The following is a 19,799-nucleotide window of genomic DNA, read 5'->3' on the forward strand; positions in this document are numbered from 1 at the left end:
GATACGAATTTTTAATCCTCCCAGTAACAATACAAATCATTACGTTACACCATTTTCAGCCTTTTTTCGCATTTTAAAAAAATATGATCCTCATTCCTAATTTGCTATAACTACACAAGCTTTTAAAAGACAAATTAATACACAACGTACTAATTATAGTAATATTGTACTACATTATTATCCTATTAAGCTAACTTTTTTATAAATCCCAGTCAAGTCCATAATTTTGTGTAAAATACTATACAATGTTTCACTAGTCTTTTAGTGTTCAAACTTAATATACTTTCTTGTAGAACTAAGCCATTCATCGTGGAAGTCCATCAGGACAGCCCCAATCAATCGGTTGGCTGACGCACGGTTAGGAAAGATACGAATAATCTTTTCTCTTCTGCGTATTTCTTGGTTCAAACGCTCAAGAAGGTTGGTGCTTTTCAGTCGATGGTGTCCATTGCCGATAACTGCGTATCGAAAAGCATCTTCGAAGCCATCATCCAAGGTCTCACAAGCTTTTGAGTCGTAAGGATATTCCTTAAGAAATGTACTTGGCATCTCTGCCAACTTGCGAATCGCAGAGACTAATCCTTTATGGACATCAGAGATGATGAACTCTATTCCTTGTAAGCCACGCTCTTTGAATACCTCAAAGAGCGTGGCCCATGCTACGTCACTTTCTTCATTTTGAATCATAAAGCCAATGATTTCACGGTTGCCATCTTCATTTATCCCAATCGCAATATGGCATCTTTTTGAAAGCACCCGATGGTCCTCACGAATTTTTATGTAGAGAACATCTGTCATTAGATAAGGATAATTTGTATCTGAGAGCGAACGATTCTGCCATTCTGTGACCATGGGGTCCAACAGTTCAGTCAGACTGGAAACAAAAGATTTGGAGACAGATTTCCCACAGAGTTCTTCAACAATTTTAGAAACTTTACGAGTAGAAACACCCGAAACATACATCTCAAGTATGGAAGCAAGTAACGCTTTTTCATTTCGCTGATAACGCTCAAATATTGATGGTGAAAAACCGCCATCACGTGTTCTAGGCACTTTTAATTCAAGTGTTCCGACACGGGTTCGTAAACTCTCGCTCATAGTAGCCATTTCGTTGGCTTTGACGGTTTTCTGATCGTTCGTAGTCCTCAGCTTGAATGTATGCCGTTCGTTGGCTTTCCATTAACTGGTTGAATACGGTGGTTAAAATGTTTTTAGACACCTCATCTTTTACTGAATGGTCAATAATTCTTTGAACCTCATCGCTTTTCAGTGTAAAATGTACTTGGGTCATGTAAAGTCCTCCTAGGTATGTTTTTGTGGTTAAAAACATTGTACCGTAAAAGGGCTGTTACATGGCCTTTTATCTTTTACACAATTATATGGACTTTATCATCCCATTTGTCAAATTAAGTTATAATAAATTGCCTCTTGTACATAGCTCAAAAAAACTTCAATAGATGTTTGATAGTTTAATGTTTTTTAGGGATGTGGTTTCTGTGACAATTCACAGAAGAAATAAATTCTTGACTGACATCTCTAAAACCTGTTGATTTAGGTAAACCATCACGTCTAAGCAGTCCATTTGAGTGCTTATTTAACGCTCATTGTAACGGTGTCTCCGAATTGACAAAAAAGATATCAAAGACACGAATTTCCAAGTCTTTACTATATTGAAAAAATAACTCTATAATTTATAGGACTGATGAATCAGAGAAGGATTTGTCTGTCTTTTTTTTTAACAAACATATTGATGTTAGAATCTTTGTACATGGATAGCACTTTCTTTTGATTATAGTTTTTTTTGGGGGGCTAATTGTACTAAGCAGTACTATTTTTATCACTAAAAAAGGAACGAAATCATCAAAAGATTTCGTTCCTTTTTGTATTGAACAAGACTCTTGGGCAGTCTCGTTTATTTCTACTTGTTAGTCCATCAGTGCTTGCGAAGCTGTGATAATAGACAGCTTGTACACATCTTCTTCATTGCAGCCGCGGGACAAGTCGGAAATTGGTTTATTCAAGCCTTGCAAGATTGGTCCAATCGCTTCGTAATCGCCGAAACGTTGTGCGATTTTGTAGCCGATATTGCCGGACTGGATTTCCGGGAAGACAAAGACGGTAGCTTTGCCCGCTACTTCAGAGTCCGGTGCTTTTTGTTGGGCGACACTCGGTACATAAGCCGCATCAAATTGCAGCTCGCCGTCAATGACGAATTCCGGTGCCAGCTCCTGAGCAATTTTTGTTGCTTCCTGAACTTTAGTCACTTCTTCCGATTGCGCTGAACCTTTAGATGAAAAACTCAGCATGGCAACTTTGGGATCAATGTCAAACATTTGAGCTGTCTTGGCACTTTCAACGGCGATTTCAGCTAACTCTTGCGCATTCGGATTGACATTGATGGCACAGTCCGCAAAAATATACTTTTCTTGATCACGGCTGCGTACCATTAGGAACGCACCGCTTGTCCGGCTGATACCTGGCTTGGTTTTAATGATTTGCAGAGCCGGACGAATCGTATCCCCTGTTGAATGGATAGCTCCGCTCACCAGACCGTCTGCCAAATCCATGTAGATAAGCATTGTGCCAAAATAGTTCGGGTCAAGAAGCATTGTACGCGCCTGTTCTTCTGTCACTTTACCTTTGCGGCGTTCCACAAAAGCAGCAACCATTTCTTCATAACGGTCAAATTGGTTCGGGTCGATGATTGTCAAATTCGACACGTTAAAGCCGCGGTCCAAAGCGACTTTTTCCACCGCAGACTTTTCACCAATCATAATCGGCGAAACCAGACCTTCTGCATTCAAACGAACTGCTGCCCCCAGCACACGTACATCCAGCGCTTCCGGAAAAACAATCTTAAGATTTTTTCCGGAAATCTTTTGTTTCAAACATTCAAATAGTTCCACTCACACAATCCTCCAATTAATTTATCTTTCAGTACTATCATACCTCTTTTCCCAACAAAAAAACAGAATTATTTGCTGTTTTATGCAAGAAAAAGTTTAGAACATTATCATAATCTAAAAAAAGTAATATTTCAAATAATACAGTTTTCCGTCACCGATTAAACAGTTTCAGGCAATGCCCAGTCAATGGGTGTCTGATGATTCTCTGCCAAGATGTTGTTTATTTTTGAAAATGGTTTGGAGCCGAAAAAGCCTCTATGGGCCGATAACGGACTTGGATGCGGCGCTGTCAAAATATAATGTTTCTGCTGATCAATCATACTGATCTTCGCTTGTGCTGGCTTTCCCCACAGGACAAAAATGACTGGCGTGTCACGATTGTTCAGTTCTTCAATGATTTTATCCGTAAATATTTCCCAGCCCATGCCGCGGTGCGAATAAGCCTGCCCGCCGCGTACCGTCAAAACAGTGTTCAGAAGCAGCACTCCTTGGTCTGCCCACGATTTAAGATAGCCGTGAGCGACTGGCGGGATGCCTAAATCCGATGCTAATTCTTGATAAATATTTTTCAGCGACGGCGGAATTTTATTCCCCGGCAAAACCGAGAAGCTCAATCCGTGCGCCTGATTTGGCCCGTGATACGGGTCTTGGCCTAAAATCACGACTTTCACCTTTTCATAAGGCGTCAGCTGCAGTGCATCAAACAAGTGGTACATATCCGGATATACAATTTGTGTCCGGTATTCGGTTTTTAAAAATTCCCTCAGCTGCAAATAGTAGTCCTTTTGGAACTCACCCGCTAAAACTTCCTGCCAGCTGTTGTGAATTATTTCTTTCACACTATCACCTCACTCTTATAAGGATACAACAAGATTTTCAATCGCTCAAGCGACACAATTAATGTTTCTTGCGTGAAAAAATGGTAAAATGAAACTACTATTATATTAGGAGGACATTATATGATTCGTTTGATTGCATCCGACATGGACGGCACACTGCTTTCGTCCCACCTCTCTATTTCGGAAAAAAACCGGGAGGCAATCAGGATAGCAGAGGATAAAGGTATTCAATTCATGATTGCGACAGGACGTGCCTACTCGGAAGCAAAACCTGCTTTGGAAGACGCTGGTATCGAGTGTCCGATCATCACAGGAAACGGTGCCCAGGTTTTCGACAAACACGGCAACGAACTATTTACTTTCGATATTCCAAAAAAATCCGCGTGGGACATCATGTCTCATCTGCGGGAGCATAAGCTTTATTTTGAAGTAATGACAACAAGAGGGGTCTACTCCGACCATCAGCCCCAACGGCTGGAAAACTATGCGACGCTGCTGGCAGACTCGCTGCCTCACATTACGTATAAAATGGCCATCGCCATGGCAGCGACCCAACTGGAAATGCAAAATATCACGTATGTTGACAGCTACCGGGAGCTGATAGATGATAATCAGCTCAAAATACTGAAAATCATTGCATTCGATGAAAAGGGACCGGCCGTTTTGCAGCCGGCATCCGATGCAATTCAACAGGTAGAAGATATTATTGTGACATCCTCTTTCCCGAACAACATTGAAATCAACCACTTCAGAGCACAAAAAGGAACAGCAGTCCAAATCATGGCTGACAACCTTGAGATTCCGCTGGAACGTGTGATGACGATTGGCGATAATTTCAATGATATTTCCATGTTGAAAATTGCCGGGGTCAGCTTTGCCATGGCAAATGCCGAACCGGAAGTTAAACAAATCGCCAAATATGAAACAGACACCAATTTGAATGATGGTGTCGGACGTGCCATTTTACGGGCTATCGAAGAGCAGTTGTAGCATCAGGTGTCAGGTGGAAAGGTTGAGGTGAATGCCTAAATACTATATCAATCAGCACTTATTATCGGCCAATGCCCGCACCATTATCAAAGATGATATGGGAAAAGCGGCTTTTCTGCTGGTCGGCCGCTGGGGCACACGAGGAGATGTATTGTCCGTTTATGATATGCAAGGTTCCATCCTCGCAAGTATCAGACAGACGTCGTTCGCCTTGGAATCACGCTTTGACTTGTTCAAGGAATATGAAAAAGTCGGGTCTCTCAGCCGCATTCTTTCAATCAACCGTGACTACTATTACATCAAAGGCTTGAAATGGGCGGCAGTCGGCGATATTAAACACCGCCGTTACCGGATCCATCAGTTCAACGATGTCATCATGACTATGCAGCCGGCGCTCACTTGTTACGGTGACTTTTTCGAATGCGACATCCGTTCCGAGGAAGAAGCCCCGCTTTGCATCTGCATTGCCGCGATTCTGGATTACTGGGTGAAACGCCCCAAAAAAGAAAAAAATCCTTTCAGGAACAAACGGGTTGACTTGGAATTCAGTTGACCGGCAATTCGAGACAAAAAAGAGATAGCGAAAATTTCGCTATCTCTTTTAATTTTCTTAAAATCTCACAGTGACTGTCTGACGACCCCATCTTTCGCACTCAGCTACCGTATTAAAATGAATATCGATCCGGGTGCCCACAATATCGCCGCCGGTATCAGCTGCCAGCCGGTATCCCAGACCGACGACCTCTACCATCGTGCCCAGCGGGATAACGCTCGGGTCTACAGCAACCACGTTCGGGTTTTGGCGCAAGTCTGTGCCGTTGGCTGTGTAAAAACTCAAGCCCGGCTGTGTGTAAGAATAAGCCGTCGAGTGCATAGTCAGCGTTGTCTTGCCGCCCGTATCAGGCTGTTGCGTGCCTTGACCGCCCTGATTCGACTGACCGCCCGTATTTGGTTCGCTCGGTTTGGTCTCAACAGTGGAGTCGGTTGTTGTTTCTGTTGTCTGACTGCTGGAATTTGCGCTCGAGCTTGAACTTGAGCTTTCCGAAGAGGCTGATGTCTCTTTGGAGATGGCTATCAGTTTTTGACGCTCTTTAGCCAATTTTTCCTGCTCTTCTTTGCTTAACCGTTCGCTTGACAGCTGGCTGAGCAGCTCCTGATTGTTAGCAAGCTTATCTTGCAGAGCAGTCACTTTGGAATCAAGCACTGCCGTCTCTTCGGTCAGGCTTTCTTCCTTGTCGGTCAATGCCGTCTTGTTTTTCTCCAAATCGGATTTTAACGCAGTCAATGTTTCCTTATCGGCTGCCAAATCGTTGACTTTGCTTTTCTCTGCCGACTGCAGCACGCTGACTGCATAAACGCGGTTCAGAAAATCAGAAAAGTCTTCGGCTTCCAGCAAGGCGTCGACCATGTTGAAAGACGTGCCGTTCGCCTGAATATCTTGCAGACGCCCAGCCATCAGTTCCATTCTGGCTTCAATGCTTTTTTTGATTTCTTTGATATGTTGTTCTGTGTCGGCGATTTTTTCTTGAGTCGCAGCCACTTCGTTCTTCAATTCTTCTAAGTTCTGGTACTTGCTGTTGACATCAGCCAGTGCCAGCGTTATTTCTTCGCTGATTGTCGCGTTTTCTGCTTTTGTCGCTGTTTCTTTTTCTTTGAGTTCGGAAACAGTGGCAGCCATGGATGAAGCCGGGCTTGCCAAACTAAGCACAACGGTCATAAGCGAGAATACAATGAATCTCTTAGATTTCAAGAAAGTCCACACCTTTCATGATTCTGAGTTTACAAACACACCTAATTATACTAAAAGTTTCCATCGGTTTTGTAACATTTTCTTTACAAATTATTACAATGTGAGTAAACTGTGTCATGTAACTGATTACGCAGGAAGGATGATTGAAATGACCAGCCAAATTTATTATGCTAGTCCATTATTTTCAAATATGGAACAGCAATACAACGCACACATTGTGGCCAAACTCCGCAGTTTGTATCCGCAAGAATCGTTTTATGTGCCTCAGGAACAAACTGCTATCAATGATAAACAAGCGTATGCCGATGCCAAAATGATTGCCCAATATGACACCGAACAGCTGTTGAAAAGCAAGCTCATGCTGGCTGTCCTGGACGGTCCGACCATTGACGTCGGTGTCGCCTCTGAAATCGGCGTCGCTTATCAGGCGGGGATTCCGATTGTGGCCCTCTTTTCTGACAGCAGACAGCAAGGCGCTGACCATCCGGAAAAAATCGCCGCCTTGAAAGATGTGGCAGAGTCGCAGTTTCCTTATGTCAATCTCTACACGGTCGGACTGGTCAAACTGAACGGTGCTGTTTACGCAACAGAAGACGACTGGATGCGCGGTATCGCAGCCTATTTGTAACACTAAAAAAACAGGAACAGCCGGTTACGGTTTGTTCCTGTTTTTGCGTTTCAAGATTTCTTTTTTCAAAAGTTCCCGCAATTCTTCTTCATGTTCAAATTCCGTCAGTGTCAGCTTGTTAAAGTTCTTCAACAAATGCCGGAATGTAAAGCGCGGCGTCGGCAGAGACGGCACTTTCTCGCGAAACAGCTCCGACCATTCCTGCAAACTGTCCCGCCGCTGCTGTAATTTTTGTTCCACGCCCTGTTCCAGCTTTTGACGGTACTCGCGGTATTCTGCTTTGCTTTTCTCCATCGCGTCGTACCATTTGCGGATAATCTGACGGCTGGCCAGCAAGCTGGTGACAGAATAAACGGTATCCGTCAGAAGAACGCCCAGCAGAAGCACCGGCAAAACCAGCCCGAAACGTTGTGTCAGAAACAGGACAAGCTGTGTCATCTCCGGTTGAATCACGTTGATAATCAGCACACACGCAGCCCCCCAAAACAATGAAACAGGCAGCGCCACGCGGCCGTGGATATTGAACGGCACACCATGGTAATCCCACCACGTCGCGTGAAATAGTTTTTCCAGCAACAGACTGGTCACGTATTCAATGACGGTCACTACGGTCGTCGCCCAGAGATAAAGCTGCCCGAGGTTGTTCTGATAAGGAGTGACAAAATACAGGACGGCCAAAATACCAAACCCGTAGACCGGGCAATAAGGACCGACGAGAAACCCTCTATACACAAATTTTTTAGCTTTTATCGAACAGTAAATCGTTTCCCACAGCCAGCCGATAAAGGCATAGAGACAGAACAGCAAAACGATTTCGCTGAATTTTTCCATTCGCACCACTTCCTTTTTTAGATAAGGATCGTTTTAATATTATATCCACACTTTCACTTTCAAATCAACTTTTTTTAGACTACAATGTTAACATGACTAACATTGCCGGAAAGGAGGCAACAGATGCGATCATTTTTACCATACACCAAGAAATACCGCAAAGAAATCATTTTAGGCCCTATTTTCAAATTTTTGGAAGCCGTATTTGAATTAATGCTGCCGCTGTTTATGGCTAAATTGATTGATAACGGCATCCGTGCAAATAACCGGACAGTGACACTCCAGATGGCAGGAATCATGCTGCTGATGTCATTTATCGGACTAGGCTGCGTACTGACTTGCCAATACTACGCTTCCATCGCCTCGCAAGGATTCGGTACCGAACTGCGAAATGACGTGATGCGGCGCATCAACCGGTTTTCCCATGCGGAAATCAATCACTTCGGCACGTCAACACTGATTACCCGTGTCACTAACGATATCAACCAGCTGCAATATGCGCTGGCGATGCTGATCAGGCTGGCTATCAGAGCGCCGTTTTTAAGCATCGGTTCGATTTTCATGGCCTTTACTATCCGCCCGCAAATCACTTGGGTGTTTTTGCTGACTCTGCCGATATTCAGCCTGCTGCTGATGCTGATCATGAAACGGACGGTGCCGCTGTACAAGCGAGTCCAAATAAAAATCGATAAACTGAACTTGGTCATCAGCGAGCATCTTAGCGGCGTGCGCATCATCCGGGCTTTCGCAAAAAAACAAACGGAAGCGGCCAAAGTCGCAAAGACCAGTGACGAACTGGCGGAGGCCTACACACGCGTGGCGAACATTTCTGCTTTGCTGACGCCGGCAACGACACTCATCATGAACAGCGTCATCATTCTCATTCTCTACTTGGGCGGCATCGATGTCGATACAGGTGCGATGGGGCAAGGAGATGTGCTGGCGCTTGTCAATTACATGACGCAAATGCTGCTGGCGCTGATTATCGTGTCGCAGCTGGTCATCGTCTTCACCCGCGCATTTGCCTCTGCCGGACGAATCAATGAGATTTTAAAGACTGAACCGTCGGTCGTCGATTCCGGTGACAGCGCCACTGCCAGCTGGCAGCAAACACCAGCTATCGTAACGTTCAAACAGGTGGACTTCCGCTACACGCCAAAAAGCGGACGGGCACTGACAGACATCTCATTTCAGCTTAAAACAGGCGAGTTCATGGGAATCATCGGACCGACCGGCAGCGGAAAAACCACGCTGATGCAGCTCATCCCGCGGTTTTACGACATTTCAGCCGGCGAACTGCTGATCCACCAACAGCCGATTACAAACTACTCCCTCAACGAACTGCGCCGCCATATCGCGACTGTCCCCCAGACGAGCGTGCTGTTTTCAGGCACCATCCGCAGCAATTTGCAGTGGGGAAAACCGCATGCCACGGATGAAGAATGCTGGCACGCGCTGGACATCGCCCAATGCACCGAATTTGTCAAAGGTCTGCCACAACAGCTTGATGCACCGGTGTTAGCCGGCGGAAAAAACTTTTCCGGCGGACAAAAACAGCGGCTGACCATTGCCCGCGCCCTGATCAAACAGCCGGCGCTGCTGATTTTGGACGACTCGCTCAGCGCACTGGATTACCAGACAGATTTGAATTTACGAAACGCTTTGCGGAAAAACATGGCGGGCACGACAATTATTGTTATTTCCCAGCGGATCAGTTCGGTGCAAGGAGCCGACAACATCCTCGTGCTCAATGACGGCGGACAAGACGGCTTTGCCAGCCACGATGTCCTGATGCAGACATCCAAAACGTACCGCTCAATTGCCGAATCCCAACTGAACAATAAGGAGGCGACCATTCATGCTTAGAATGTCACTCAATACATCTGTTGTGACACGTTTTCTGCCTTACCTGAAACGCTACCGGAAAGAAGTAGCGGCGGCGCTGTTTCTGGGAGCCATCGGCGGAACCACCAGCGCCCTGATTACCTATTACACCGGGAAAGCCATTGATACGATGCTGGGAAAAGGCCAGGTCGCGTTCACTGCACTGTTTACGATTTTCGGACTGCTGGCCGGACTGATTGTCACAACGACCATCTCCCAGTGGTGCGTACAGATTTTAGGCAACCGCGTTGCTTACCAGTCTGTCGCCGTTTTGCGAAAAGATACCTTCGCTCATTTGAACAACTTGCCGCTGCGGTATTATGACCAGACAGCCCACGGCAATATCATGAGCCGGTTCACCAATGATTTGGATTATGTATCGGAAGCGACTGCCGCGATTTTTACCAACATCTTCAGCGGCATGATGGTCGTGGCTGTCTCGCTCGTGAGCATGCTGCGGCTAAATGGCCTCATGACGCTAACAGTGATTTTAGGAACTATCTGTATTTTTGTTGTCAACTGGATTGTTGCGCAAACGACACAAAATAAATTCGCGTCACAGCAAAAAATCATCGGCAACATGACCGGCTATGTTTCTGAAATCGTCGGCAACCAAAAAATCGTCAAAGCTTTTCAATATGAGCCGCAAGCACAGCAGACTTTTGAACAAATCAACGAAACGTTGAATACCATCGGGCAGCAGGCGCAATTCGCCTCCTCTTTAACCAACCCGCTGTCGCGTTTCGTGGATCACATGACCTATATCGCCATTGGATTGACCGGGGGGCTGCTGGCCCTTCAGGCAGGCAGCAGTGTGACCGTGGGCATGATTTCCAGTTTCATTATTTATGCCTCGCAGTTTGCCAAACCGTTTATTGAACTGTCCGGAATCATGACGCAGCTGCAAACCGCACTGGCGGGACTGGAGCGCACCTTCCACATTCTCGATACGCCGACTGAAACGCCTGACTCTGACAAGGTACTGTCGAAAGAAACGGTGCGGGGCGATGTGGTTTTCGATCATGTCAGCTTTTCCTACTCACCAGACACACCGCTGATTCAAGATTTCAACCTGACCGTCAAAGCCGGCGACACAGTGGCCATCGTCGGGAAAACCGGGGCAGGGAAGTCCACTCTGGTCAACCTGCTGATGCGTTTTTATGATGTCGATGAAGGAGAAATCCGCATTGACGGCATCCCGATCAACACGCTATCACGCGATTCTCTGAGACGGTGCTTCGGTATGGTCTTGCAGGACACGTGGTTGTTCGCCGGCACGGTCCGCGAAAATCTGCTCTTCGGCAACCCGCATGCCAGCGATGAAGAAATGACAGCCGCCTGCAAAGCTGCTTCAATCCATTCGTTCATCGAGCGCTTGCCTGACGGATATGACACGCCGATCGGTCAAGATGGCATCAAGATTTCCGACGGCCAGCGCCAGCTCCTGACCATCGCCCGCACGATGCTCAGCCAGCCGCCGATGCTGATTCTCGATGAAGCGACCAGCTCGGTGGACACATTGACTGAACAGCATATCCAAGACGCGTTTCTGCGGATGATGGCCGGCAAAACCAGTTTTGTCATTGCCCACCGTTTGACGACGATTAAAGAAGCAGACAGTATTCTGGTCATGGACCACGGCCAAGTCGTCGAAGTCGGCAGCCATAGCGACTTGCTAGAGCGCACAGACAGCTATTACCGCCGGTTGTATCAGGCGCAATTTGATAAAGATGAGTAAAAAAATCTCCGGATGCTCTTTGGCAAGCATTCGGAGATTTGTGTTTATAAAATACGTAATGACCCTCTTTGATACAGCAGCGTGCGGCAGGTGTGGTATGTCAGAAAGACATTGACCGGAAACTGCAGCAGCGCTTTGCCGATGCGTAGCGGCAAATTGGCAATCGCAACCGGCCCCATCATAAGATACAGCCAAAGCGTGTTCAAGATGATATCGATGATTACCATAATCAGCAAGTTGCTGATGAAGGCTGACCGCCAGCTGATATCCCGCTTATGAAAAAACAAGCCGTAGATGGCTCCTGTCAAAAAAGCTGATACGCTGAACCCTGGAAAATAGCTCCCCGTGACTGGAAACAGCGTGATGCCGATGAAGTCCGCCAATGTCGTACCGACCCCTGCCAAAAGAGGTCCGAATAACAGGCCCATCATCACCGTCGGAATAAATGAAAAACTGATTCTCAAAAACGGCAGCTGAATGGCTAAAAAACGTGTCAAAATCATCTGCAGCGCCATCAATAATCCCATCGTCGCGATGGTTCGAGCTGTGAAATAGTTTCTATTCAATTTTAGCATCTCCTTTAATTAGAGCTGCTCACTTACACCTATGCAGCGAACGCGAAAAAAGCACCGCAAATACATTGTATTTTTCGTCCAGCGGGCAACATCCCATCCCGCCGGCACTTGACGCGCTAATTTCTACTCTGTTTTATTTTTATTTCACAGACGAAATATACCATACTTTCTGAAAGAACACCATTTTTATATTTCAGAAATGTTTTCCAGCTCTTTCAACAGCAGGACGGCTGTACTGGCATTGGTCGCCAACGGGATTTCGTACACATCGCTCAGGCGAATCAACGCATTGACATCCGGTTCGTGGGGCTGGGCTGTCAGCGGGTCGCGCAGGAAAATCACCATATCCATCGTCCCTTCGGAAATTCTGGCGCCGATTTGCTGGTCGCCGCCCAGCGGTCCGGATTTGAAACGGTGGATGGAAAGGCCGGTCTTTTCCATGATGCGTGTGCCTGTTGTGCCTGTCGCATACAATGTGTGTACGTTCAACACGTGCTCGTATGTCTGGGCAAGCTGAACAATGGCTTTCTTCTTCTTATCGTGCGCAATTAATGCAATATTCATCGTCTATCCTCCATTTTTTCGGCATTATGACAAATAACCTTGGGCAATTTGACATTGTATAGGGCTTACATTTTCATTATACTCTAATTATCAAATAAAAAGAAAGAGTGAACGGCAAATGGTAGAAATCGCTTTAAAACATATTCATAAAAAATACGACGGCAACCCGAATTACTCGGTAACCGATTTTAACCTTGAAATTGCAGACCGGGAGTTCATCGTCTTTGTCGGACCGTCCGGCTGCGGGAAATCGACTACACTGCGGATGGTGGCAGGTCTTGAAGATATTACAGAAGGCGAACTTTGGATCGGCGACACGCTGATGAACGATGTTGCGCCGAAAGACCGCGACATCGCGATGGTTTTCCAGAACTATGCCCTGTACCCTCACATGACAGTCTTTGACAACATGGCTTTTGGATTGAAACTCCGGAAATACGATAAAGCTGAAATCAAACAGCGTGTCGAAAACGCAGCTGACATTTTAGGGTTGACAGAATACTTGAAACGCAAACCGGCAGCCTTGTCCGGTGGTCAGCGTCAGCGTGTGGCACTGGGACGTGCGATTGTCCGTGACGCGAAAGTCTTCCTGATGGACGAACCGCTATCCAACTTGGATGCTAAATTGCGTGTGGCAATGCGTGCTGAGTTGGCTAAGCTGCACCGTCGTCTTGATACAACAACGATTTACGTAACACACGACCAGACCGAGGCTATGACCATGGCTGACCGTATCGTCATCATGAAAGACGGTTTCATCCAGCAAATCGGGTCACCGAAAGAAGTATACGATACACCAAATAATATCTTTGTCGCCGGATTTATCGGCTCACCGGCCATGAACTTCTTCAAGGTTACCTTGAAAGACGGTCATATCACTGACGGCGACCATTTGAAACTGGCCGTCCCGGAAGGCAAATACAAAATCCTGAAAGACAAAGGCTACGAAGGCAAAGACCTGACATTCGGCATTCGTCCGGAAGACATCCACAGCGAACCGATTGCACTGGATGCAGCACCGGCGAGCACAGTCAAATCAGAAGTAGTGGTATCCGAGCTGCTGGGTGCTGAAACAATGCTTTACACGAAGACCGGCGAAACTGAGTTCATCTCGAAAGTCGACGCCCGCGCTCTGTACACACCGGGACAAGTCGTTGAGCTGGCATTTAACATGAACAAGGGTCATTTCTTCGACAACGATACTGAAGAAGTCATCAAACAAGCCCCCTAATTTCTCTCGGATGGCAGCATCTGACAGAAAATCTCATATAAAAAAAGAACATCCACGTGATGTTCTTTTTTATTGGTCTTTTACTCTCATAACCGCTCATTATTTTCGATAATGTTCGGGTATTTGTCTCATTTTGCATAATTTATCAAAAAAATGTTTATTATTTCCTGTTTTTGTTATAAGATACTACTAACATCAAAGGAGGATGAGTTATGAAGGCAATATTAACTGTGGTAGGAGAAGACAAGGTGGGAATCGTGGCAGCTGTCAGCAACAAGCTCGCAGCGCTATCTATTAACATTTTAGATATCTCGCAAACCATCATGGGAAAAAACTTTACGATGATGATGATGCTGGAGTTGGAGTCGGCTAATGCAGATTTCATCACCATCAAAAACCAGATGACTGATCTCGGCAAGCAACTGGGGCTGACCATCAATGTCCAACGGGAAGACATTTTCAACACCATGCACAAATTATAACAAGGAGGCTTTCAACATTGGAAACAGCACAAATTATGGAAACTATCCGGATGATTGAAGAAGAAAAATTAGACATCCGGACAATCACAATGGGCATTTCCCTCCTTGACTGTATAGATAGTGATGGTGAAACTGCCAGAAAAAAAATCTATGATAAAATCACCCGGCTGGCAAAAAATCTTGTCAAAGTCGGTGAAGATATTGAAGCAGAATACGGGATTCCGATTATCAATAAGCGGATTTCTGTCACCCCCATCGCTTTGATTGCCGCAGCCAGCAACGATACAGACTACGTCGCCTATGCCAAAACACTGGATGAGGCAGCTAAAGAAGTCGGTGTCAACTTTATCGGCGGATTTTCCGCGCTGGTGCAAAAAGGCTACCAGTATGGCGATGATATTTTAATCAATTCCATCCCCCGAGCACTAGCCGAAACAGAACGCGTCTGTGCGTCTGTCAATATCGGGTCGACACGCACCGGCATCAATATGGATGCGGTCCGTCACATGGGCTATATCGTGACTGAAACAGCAAAGCAATCGGATTTGGGCTGTGCCAAGCTGGTCGTCTTCGCCAACGCTGTTGAGGACAACCCGTTCATGGCCGGTGCCTTCCACGGTGTCGGCGAAGCAGACTGTATCATCAACGTCGGCGTCAGCGGTCCGGGAGTCGTGAAGCGCGCATTGGAAAAAGTCAAGGGCGAACCTTTCGATGTCGTTGCCGAAACGGTCAAAAAGACGGCGTTTAAGATCACCCGTATGGGGCAGCTGGTCGGGCAGGTAGCTTCCCAGCGGCTGGGGGTGCACTTTGGTATTGTCGATTTATCATTGGCGCCGACACCGGCAGTCGGAGATTCAGTGGCGCACATTTTAGAAGAAATGGGCTTGGAGTCCGTCGGTACACACGGTACGACAGCTGCCCTTGCCTTGCTGAATGACGCTGTTAAAAAAGGCGGCGTGATGGCATGCGGGCACGTTGGCGGCTTGTCAGGCGCTTTTATCCCTGTTTCCGAAGACAAGGGCATGATTGATGCCGTTGAGCGCGGCTCATTGAACCTTGAAAAGCTGGAAGCGATGACTGCGATTTGTTCTGTCGGGCTGGATATGATTGCCATCCCCGGCGATACACCGGCTGAAACGATTGCCGCCATGATTGCTGATGAAGCAGCCATCGGGGTCATCAACAACAAGACGACAGCTGTGCGGATTATTCCGGCACAAGGGAAAGATGTCGGTGACATGGTCTCCTTCGGCGGCCTGTTAGGATACGCACCTGTGATGCCTGTCAACAAGTATGCATCAACTGATTTTATTTTACGCGGCGGCCGTATCCCGGCACCGATTCATTCATTTAAAAACTAAAAAAGACAGCACGCACCCGCTGGTAATCAGCGGGTGCGTGCTGCCGTTTAATCAAACAACTTTTCAACTTTGTATTCTTTGACATCGCCTGAAGCCGGCTCGGCCTCCTGGTCCGCATTCCAAAACAAGATGTACTCGCCACTGTCTTCATCCGTTACAATTACCAGCTTCCCCTTATCGCGCTGCTTCATCTTTTCGATTTCGGCAGCCCGGTAAAAGAGTTCTTTTGAATCGGCACTGGCAGCGATAGCATTGCCCCGGTTAAAGAAAATCCGTTCCTCCATCTTTATCAGCTCCTTTTGAATTGCCCTCACGACTGTTGCTACTTCTATTTTACGTTACTGTGCCGCAAAACGACACTATTCTGCTTATTGCGGCTTTTATCCGTCAGCAAATGAAACGGCACCTTGCGCTATAGTCGGCGAAGTGTTTCCGTTTATCACAAAATGTGTTATATTTATATGTGACACGCAAGCGATATGGAGGCGATACACGTGACAAAAAAAGGCTATTACACGCCCAGCGAAGCTGAAGCCGAATTCGACCTGAAAAAATCAACGATGCGCAAGTATGCGAACATCGTGAATGAACTGGCAGAAGAAGAATACTTCAAAACGGAAACCATCAACGGACGGAAAACACGTATCTACAATATCAATGAGTTAATGAAATTCCAGTCTGCCGGACAACTCGTGATACAAGACCGTATCACTATCAAAGAGGCGCTGCAAAAGGTTTTCTTTGAAGAACATGCCGAGAAGATAGAACCTGAAACGGATAGCGTTGCAATAGCAGAACAGGGTGGAGCGGTAGTCTCTTCGCTGTTTCAAGTAGTGTCCAAACAAAACGACATGATTGAACAGCAGTTTCAAATGATTCAGCAGCAAAGCGAAGACATCAGCCGCTTGATTGACAAGCTGGATGCTTTGACTGAAGCACCTGAACAACCGCAAATCGAGACGGAGACCCCAGCGGAGGATACACCTTCTGCATCTAAGCAATCTTGGTTGGGAAAACTATTCGGCCGAAAAAAACACGCCTGACAAAAAAAGCATCAAGCATTGCGCCCGTTTATCTGGTAGATAACGGAGAAAGCAATGCTTGATGCTTTTTTTATTTTTTCAATCCTGCCTGATGCGCCTCGCGGAAAATCGGAAAATTGAATTTCATCCCGAATTTTTTGCCGATTGCATAAGCGATGTTGTAGTCGACGATGCTGTGAATCAAGCCCCCGACACCGACCAGAAGAATCACCGAATAGAAGAAACCGCTCGTATATGTCGCAGCATCCAGCTGGTCCTGCATGAAAAAGGCGGTGACAACTGCGACTTCACATATCGTATGAATGATACCGATAAACAAATTGAATAATTGGAATCTCAGCGGCGACTCGACAATCATCGGACGCTTTGCCAAGATGAACGCGCCAATCAAAGCAAAAACCAGATGGCTCAACGCCCGCATCGCGATAACAATCGGCATTGACAGAAGGAACCCGAAAGCCGTGCCTAAAGCAACTACTGCCGCAACACCAGGAGAGACGAACATTGCCAGAAACACCGGAACGTGACTTGCCAGTGTAAACGAGGCGGGACCAATGGCGACTTTAACAGGCATCACCATCGGAATCAAAATCCCCAAGGCAATCAGCAACGCTGAATAAGTCAAAGAATTTACAGATTTTTTTTGCATAAACAAACTCACTCTCCTTATGACACAAATAATTTAGTCTTATCATACAGAACAATGGGGATGATGTCAAATTGAGTTGTGAATCATGAACATTCCTATCATTTATCGGCCATAGCGTTCGCAAGTTCGGCAAATTCCGGCAAACTCAGTGATTCGCCGCGCCGTTTCGGATCGATGCCGGCCTTTTCCAAAGCCGCCGCAAGTCTGGCCCGGGTCTGCTCATCTTTGCCGTATTCATTCAGCAAGTTGTTCCACAACGTTTTGCGCCGCTGTTTGAAGGCTGCCCGGGTCAAACGGAAGAAGGCTGCCTCGTTATGCACGTCGACCGCCGGTTTTGTGCGTCTTGTCAGTTTCATAATTGCTGAATCGACATTCGGCTGCGGCACAAATGCCGTTTTCGGGACGATGAACGCTACAGATGCCGCCATCGCATACTGCACTGCAATGGAAAGCGACCCGTAGGCTTTACTGCCCGGTTTAGCTGAAATACGCTCGGCAACTTCCCTTTGCATCATGATGACCATCTCTTGAATAGGCAGCGGCGACGACAACAGATGCAGAATAATCGGTGTCGTGATATAGTACGGCAGATTGGCCACCACTTTCACCGGCAAGTCTGAAGCGAATACTCGCTGCGCTTCTGCATTGACATCAGCTTTCAAAATATCCTGATGAACGACGGTCACATTGTCGTACGGACTTAACGTGTCTGCCAGGACCGGCAGCAGACGCTGGTCGATTTCAAAGGCCAGGACCTGATTGGCCTGCTTGGCCAGCTGCTCGGTCAGTGCGCCGATTCCCGGGCCGATTTCAATGACGTTCACGTGCGAATCAATGCCGGCAGCAGCGACTATTTTTTTTAAAATATTCGGGTCTGTTAAAAAATTCTGTCCCAAACTCTTTTTAAATGAAAATCCGTGTTTTTCTAGTATTTCTTTTGTGCGACTTGGCGTTGCAATTTCTTTATAGCTCCCCATGTCGTTCCTCCTCCGCCGCTTTCTCGGCCGCTCGTAAAAAGTCTTCCCGCGAAACAGCAAACATCGCCAGCCGTTTCCTCAGCTGTTTTCCGTTCGTATAGCCAATCCGCAAGTACTCGCCCAGACGTTCCCGCCGTTTCTTGGCATTGGGGCCGGCAATCAGCCCGTAACGGAACAAGTCTTCTTCGGAAATTGCCGAAGTGTGCGGTACAGTCACGGGGGTGACGACTGTTTTCAGCGCATACAAAATCGTCTCATCGCTGGCATGTTCGACTCCGAGGCTGCCCTTCAGCCGTTTGGGCGTCCCTTTTTTTCTGGATATGAAGGCATGCTTGGCATCGGGCACGACTTCTGCCACTTGTTTGCGTATCTTTTCCCCGGAAAAATCCGGATCGGTGAAGATGATAACACCCCTGACTTCCTGGGCATGTTCAATCTGCATCAGCACGTCTTCGCTGACCGCCGATCCGTTAGTCTCGATCGTGTCGGCATTGACGACTTCTTTAATGCGTTTTGTGTCGTCCTTTCCTTCCACCACAATTATTTCCTGAATGGTCAGTTTATCCTCTATCGTCATTGTTTATCAGTCCAAACAGCCTGTGGGCATTTTTTGTTGTTTGCGTGGCAATGTCTTCGAAGGCTGCACCTCTGAGTTCGGCGATTCGTTCAACCACAAAACGGGTATACCCTGGTTCATTACGTTTGCCGCGGTACGGAACCGGCGTCAGATAAGGCGCATCCGTCTCCACCAGCAGTTTATCCAGCGGCACTGTCTGTGCTACTTCGTGCACCTCGGCAGCTTTTTTAAACGTCACGACGCCGCTCAGTGAAATGTGGAGTCCTAAATCTAAAAACCGCTTCATCCACTCCGTGTCACCGCTGAAACTGTGCATGATGCCGCCTGTCAAATGTACTTTTTCTGTTTTTAATATGTTATACGTGTCTTCGATTGCGTCGCGCATATGGACACTGAACGGCAGCTTCATTTCACGAGCAATCGCCAGCTGCCGGCGGAACACCTTTTCCTGTACCTCTTTCGGATCTTCCATCCAGTAGTAGTCAAGACCTATCTCGCCAAGCGCCACGACTTTCTCCCCTGTCAGCAAGTGCTGCAGCTTTTTCTCCACATCCCGAGTATAGGTGCCGGCTTCTGTCGGGTGCCAGCCGATAATACTGTAAATTTGCGGATAGGCGCTGCTCAGTGCCAGTGATTTGTCAATCGTCGGCGTATCAAACCCCACCACCGCCATTTCCGACACGCCCATTTCGCCTGCGCGCTGGATAACCTCAGCCGCATCATCGTCAAATTGAGACACATTTAAATGTGTGTGTGTATCGAATATCATGTTGT

The 19,799-nt window shown here is 46.9% G+C and carries 20 protein-coding genes, 2 pseudogenes and 1 riboswitch; of the genes and pseudogenes, 9 read left to right on the forward strand and 13 right to left on the reverse strand.

Annotated elements, in window-relative coordinates; all coding sequences use genetic code 11:
• Nucleotides 1-261: 261 nt before the first annotated feature.
• The 4 genes and pseudogenes from CBF27_RS07250 to CBF27_RS07260 form a co-directional block, all read right to left on the reverse strand.
• Nucleotides 262-1,291 (reverse strand): annotated as a pseudogene (locus CBF27_RS07250) (IS256 family transposase).
• A 110-nt stretch (nt 1,292-1,401) separates the two neighbouring features.
• Nucleotides 1,402-1,616 (reverse strand): annotated as a pseudogene (locus CBF27_RS14355) (IS30 family transposase); the annotation flags it as partial.
• 309 nt (nt 1,617-1,925) lie between these two features.
• On the reverse strand, nt 1,926-2,906 hold the full coding sequence (gene pta, locus CBF27_RS07255; protein WP_126813657.1) for a phosphate acetyltransferase: 981 nt from the start codon (nt 2,904-2,906) through the stop codon (nt 1,926-1,928).
• 158 nt (nt 2,907-3,064) lie between these two features.
• Nucleotides 3,065-3,745 (reverse strand): uracil-DNA glycosylase, encoded by a 681-nt coding sequence (locus CBF27_RS07260; protein WP_126813658.1) that lies wholly within the window; start codon nt 3,743-3,745, stop codon nt 3,065-3,067.
• Nucleotides 3,746-3,865: 120 nt separating this feature from the next.
• On the opposite strand from CBF27_RS07260, the gene CBF27_RS07265 reads away from it, so the two are divergent.
• The gene (locus CBF27_RS07265; RefSeq protein ID WP_126813659.1) at nt 3,866-4,735 is read left to right on the forward strand and encodes a Cof-type HAD-IIB family hydrolase; all 870 of its coding nucleotides are present in this window, start codon (nt 3,866-3,868) and stop codon (nt 4,733-4,735) included.
• Nucleotides 4,736-4,766: 31 nt separating this feature from the next.
• The gene (locus tag CBF27_RS07270; protein ID WP_126813660.1) at nt 4,767-5,288 is read left to right on the forward strand and encodes an LURP-one-related/scramblase family protein; all 522 of its coding nucleotides are present in this window, start codon (nt 4,767-4,769) and stop codon (nt 5,286-5,288) included.
• A gap of 57 nt (nt 5,289-5,345) precedes the next feature.
• On the opposite strand, the gene CBF27_RS07275 is transcribed toward CBF27_RS07270, so the two are convergent.
• Nucleotides 5,346-6,485 (reverse strand): 3D domain-containing protein, encoded by a 1,140-nt coding sequence (locus tag CBF27_RS07275; RefSeq protein ID WP_126813661.1) that lies wholly within the window; start codon nt 6,483-6,485, stop codon nt 5,346-5,348.
• A gap of 148 nt (nt 6,486-6,633) precedes the next feature.
• Between CBF27_RS07275 and CBF27_RS07280 the strand changes: the two genes are divergently transcribed.
• Nucleotides 6,634-7,113 carry a nucleoside 2-deoxyribosyltransferase gene (locus CBF27_RS07280; RefSeq protein WP_126813662.1) on the forward strand — a complete coding sequence of 160 codons (480 nt, stop codon included), beginning with the start codon at nt 6,634-6,636 and terminating at the stop codon, nt 7,111-7,113.
• A 24-nt stretch (nt 7,114-7,137) separates the two neighbouring features.
• Here CBF27_RS07280 and CBF27_RS07285 read toward each other — a convergent pair whose 3' ends face one another.
• Nucleotides 7,138-7,944, reverse strand: coding sequence for a putative ABC transporter permease (locus tag CBF27_RS07285; protein ID WP_126813663.1), 807 nt, complete (start codon nt 7,942-7,944; stop codon nt 7,138-7,140).
• 123 nt (nt 7,945-8,067) lie between these two features.
• On the opposite strand from CBF27_RS07285, the gene CBF27_RS07290 reads away from it, so the two are divergent.
• Entirely contained in the window at nt 8,068-9,810 is a 1,743-nt protein-coding gene (locus CBF27_RS07290; RefSeq protein WP_126813664.1) for an ABC transporter ATP-binding protein, read from the forward strand.
• Entirely contained in the window at nt 9,803-11,566 is a 1,764-nt protein-coding gene (locus tag CBF27_RS07295) for an ABC transporter ATP-binding protein (protein ID WP_126813665.1), read from the forward strand. The genes CBF27_RS07290 and CBF27_RS07295 overlap by 8 nt, the downstream gene beginning before the upstream one ends.
• Before the next feature lie 44 nt (nt 11,567-11,610).
• Here the strand turns inward: CBF27_RS07295 and CBF27_RS07300 are convergent, their stop codons facing one another.
• Both CBF27_RS07300 and CBF27_RS07305 read right to left on the reverse strand, forming a co-directional pair.
• Complete coding sequence (locus CBF27_RS07300; protein ID WP_170175039.1) at nt 11,611-12,132, reverse strand: folate family ECF transporter S component; 522 nt, start codon at nt 12,130-12,132, stop codon at nt 11,611-11,613.
• A gap of 41 nt (nt 12,133-12,173) precedes the next feature.
• Nucleotides 12,174-12,274: riboswitch (THF riboswitch) on the reverse strand.
• Between the two features lie 53 nt (nt 12,275-12,327).
• A complete protein-coding gene (locus CBF27_RS07305) occupies nt 12,328-12,705 on the reverse strand; it encodes a methylglyoxal synthase (RefSeq protein ID WP_126813667.1) in 378 nt (125 codons plus the stop codon).
• A gap of 118 nt (nt 12,706-12,823) precedes the next feature.
• Here CBF27_RS07305 and CBF27_RS07310 point away from each other — a divergent pair, with 118 nt between their 5' ends.
• From CBF27_RS07310 to CBF27_RS07320, 3 genes are all read left to right on the forward strand, one after another.
• The gene (locus CBF27_RS07310; RefSeq protein ID WP_126813668.1) at nt 12,824-13,936 is read left to right on the forward strand and encodes an ABC transporter ATP-binding protein; all 1,113 of its coding nucleotides are present in this window, start codon (nt 12,824-12,826) and stop codon (nt 13,934-13,936) included.
• 212 nt (nt 13,937-14,148) lie between these two features.
• Nucleotides 14,149-14,418 carry an ACT domain-containing protein gene (locus CBF27_RS07315; protein ID WP_126813669.1) on the forward strand — a complete coding sequence of 90 codons (270 nt, stop codon included), beginning with the start codon at nt 14,149-14,151 and terminating at the stop codon, nt 14,416-14,418.
• A 17-nt stretch (nt 14,419-14,435) separates the two neighbouring features.
• Nucleotides 14,436-15,779 (forward strand): PFL family protein, encoded by a 1,344-nt coding sequence (locus CBF27_RS07320; protein WP_126813670.1) that lies wholly within the window; start codon nt 14,436-14,438, stop codon nt 15,777-15,779.
• A 47-nt stretch (nt 15,780-15,826) separates the two neighbouring features.
• Here CBF27_RS07320 and CBF27_RS07325 read toward each other — a convergent pair whose 3' ends face one another.
• Nucleotides 15,827-16,063 carry a hypothetical protein gene (locus tag CBF27_RS07325; protein WP_126813671.1) on the reverse strand — a complete coding sequence of 79 codons (237 nt, stop codon included), beginning with the start codon at nt 16,061-16,063 and terminating at the stop codon, nt 15,827-15,829.
• Between the two features lie 210 nt (nt 16,064-16,273).
• Here CBF27_RS07325 and CBF27_RS07330 point away from each other — a divergent pair, with 210 nt between their 5' ends.
• On the forward strand, nt 16,274-16,822 hold the full coding sequence (locus tag CBF27_RS07330) for a hypothetical protein (protein WP_126813672.1): 549 nt from the start codon (nt 16,274-16,276) through the stop codon (nt 16,820-16,822).
• Between the two features lie 70 nt (nt 16,823-16,892).
• On the opposite strand, the gene CBF27_RS07335 is transcribed toward CBF27_RS07330, so the two are convergent.
• The 4 genes from CBF27_RS07335 to CBF27_RS07350 form a co-directional block, all read right to left on the reverse strand.
• The gene (locus CBF27_RS07335) at nt 16,893-17,471 is read right to left on the reverse strand and encodes a hypothetical protein (protein WP_126813673.1); all 579 of its coding nucleotides are present in this window, start codon (nt 17,469-17,471) and stop codon (nt 16,893-16,895) included.
• A 98-nt stretch (nt 17,472-17,569) separates the two neighbouring features.
• Nucleotides 17,570-18,448, reverse strand: coding sequence for a 16S rRNA (adenine(1518)-N(6)/adenine(1519)-N(6))-dimethyltransferase RsmA (gene rsmA, locus CBF27_RS07340; protein WP_126813674.1), 879 nt, complete (start codon nt 18,446-18,448; stop codon nt 17,570-17,572).
• On the reverse strand, nt 18,435-19,025 hold the full coding sequence (gene rnmV, locus CBF27_RS07345; protein WP_126813675.1) for a ribonuclease M5: 591 nt from the start codon (nt 19,023-19,025) through the stop codon (nt 18,435-18,437). The genes rsmA and rnmV overlap by 14 nt, the downstream gene beginning before the upstream one ends.
• Complete coding sequence (locus CBF27_RS07350) at nt 19,009-19,794, reverse strand: TatD family hydrolase (RefSeq protein ID WP_126813676.1); 786 nt, start codon at nt 19,792-19,794, stop codon at nt 19,009-19,011. The genes rnmV and CBF27_RS07350 overlap by 17 nt, the downstream gene beginning before the upstream one ends.
• Nucleotides 19,795-19,799: the final 5 nt, after the last annotated feature.

Source organism: Vagococcus acidifermentans, from assembly GCF_003987655.1.
GTDB lineage: Bacteria > Bacillota > Bacilli > Lactobacillales > Vagococcaceae > Vagococcus_B > Vagococcus_B acidifermentans.

Bases quoted from the DNA above. Each gene is read 5' to 3' on its own strand.
- CBF27_RS07335 (WP_126813673.1), bottom strand. From the start codon at position 17,471: ATGCAAAAAAAATCTGTAAATTCTTTGACTTATTCAGCGTTGCTGATT.
- CBF27_RS07315 (WP_126813669.1), top strand. From the start codon at position 14,149: ATGAAGGCAATATTAACTGTGGTAGGAGAAGACAAGGTGGGAATCGTG.
- rsmA (WP_126813674.1), bottom strand. From the start codon at position 18,448: ATGGGGAGCTATAAAGAAATTGCAACGCCAAGTCGCACAAAAGAAATA.
- CBF27_RS07280 (WP_126813662.1), top strand. From the start codon at position 6,634: ATGACCAGCCAAATTTATTATGCTAGTCCATTATTTTCAAATATGGAA.
- CBF27_RS07285 (WP_126813663.1), bottom strand. From the start codon at position 7,944: ATGGAAAAATTCAGCGAAATCGTTTTGCTGTTCTGTCTCTATGCCTTT.
- CBF27_RS07325 (WP_126813671.1), bottom strand. From the start codon at position 16,063: ATGGAGGAACGGATTTTCTTTAACCGGGGCAATGCTATCGCTGCCAGT.
- CBF27_RS07295 (WP_126813665.1), top strand. From the start codon at position 9,803: ATGCTTAGAATGTCACTCAATACATCTGTTGTGACACGTTTTCTGCCT.
- CBF27_RS07265 (WP_126813659.1), top strand. From the start codon at position 3,866: ATGATTCGTTTGATTGCATCCGACATGGACGGCACACTGCTTTCGTCC.
- CBF27_RS07350 (WP_126813676.1), bottom strand. From the start codon at position 19,794: ATGATATTCGATACACACACACATTTAAATGTGTCTCAATTTGACGAT.
- CBF27_RS07310 (WP_126813668.1), top strand. From the start codon at position 12,824: ATGGTAGAAATCGCTTTAAAACATATTCATAAAAAATACGACGGCAAC.
- CBF27_RS07290 (WP_126813664.1), top strand. From the start codon at position 8,068: ATGCGATCATTTTTACCATACACCAAGAAATACCGCAAAGAAATCATT.
- CBF27_RS07270 (WP_126813660.1), top strand. From the start codon at position 4,767: ATGCCTAAATACTATATCAATCAGCACTTATTATCGGCCAATGCCCGC.
- CBF27_RS07305 (WP_126813667.1), bottom strand. From the start codon at position 12,705: ATGAATATTGCATTAATTGCGCACGATAAGAAGAAGAAAGCCATTGTT.
- rnmV (WP_126813675.1), bottom strand. From the start codon at position 19,025: ATGACGATAGAGGATAAACTGACCATTCAGGAAATAATTGTGGTGGAA.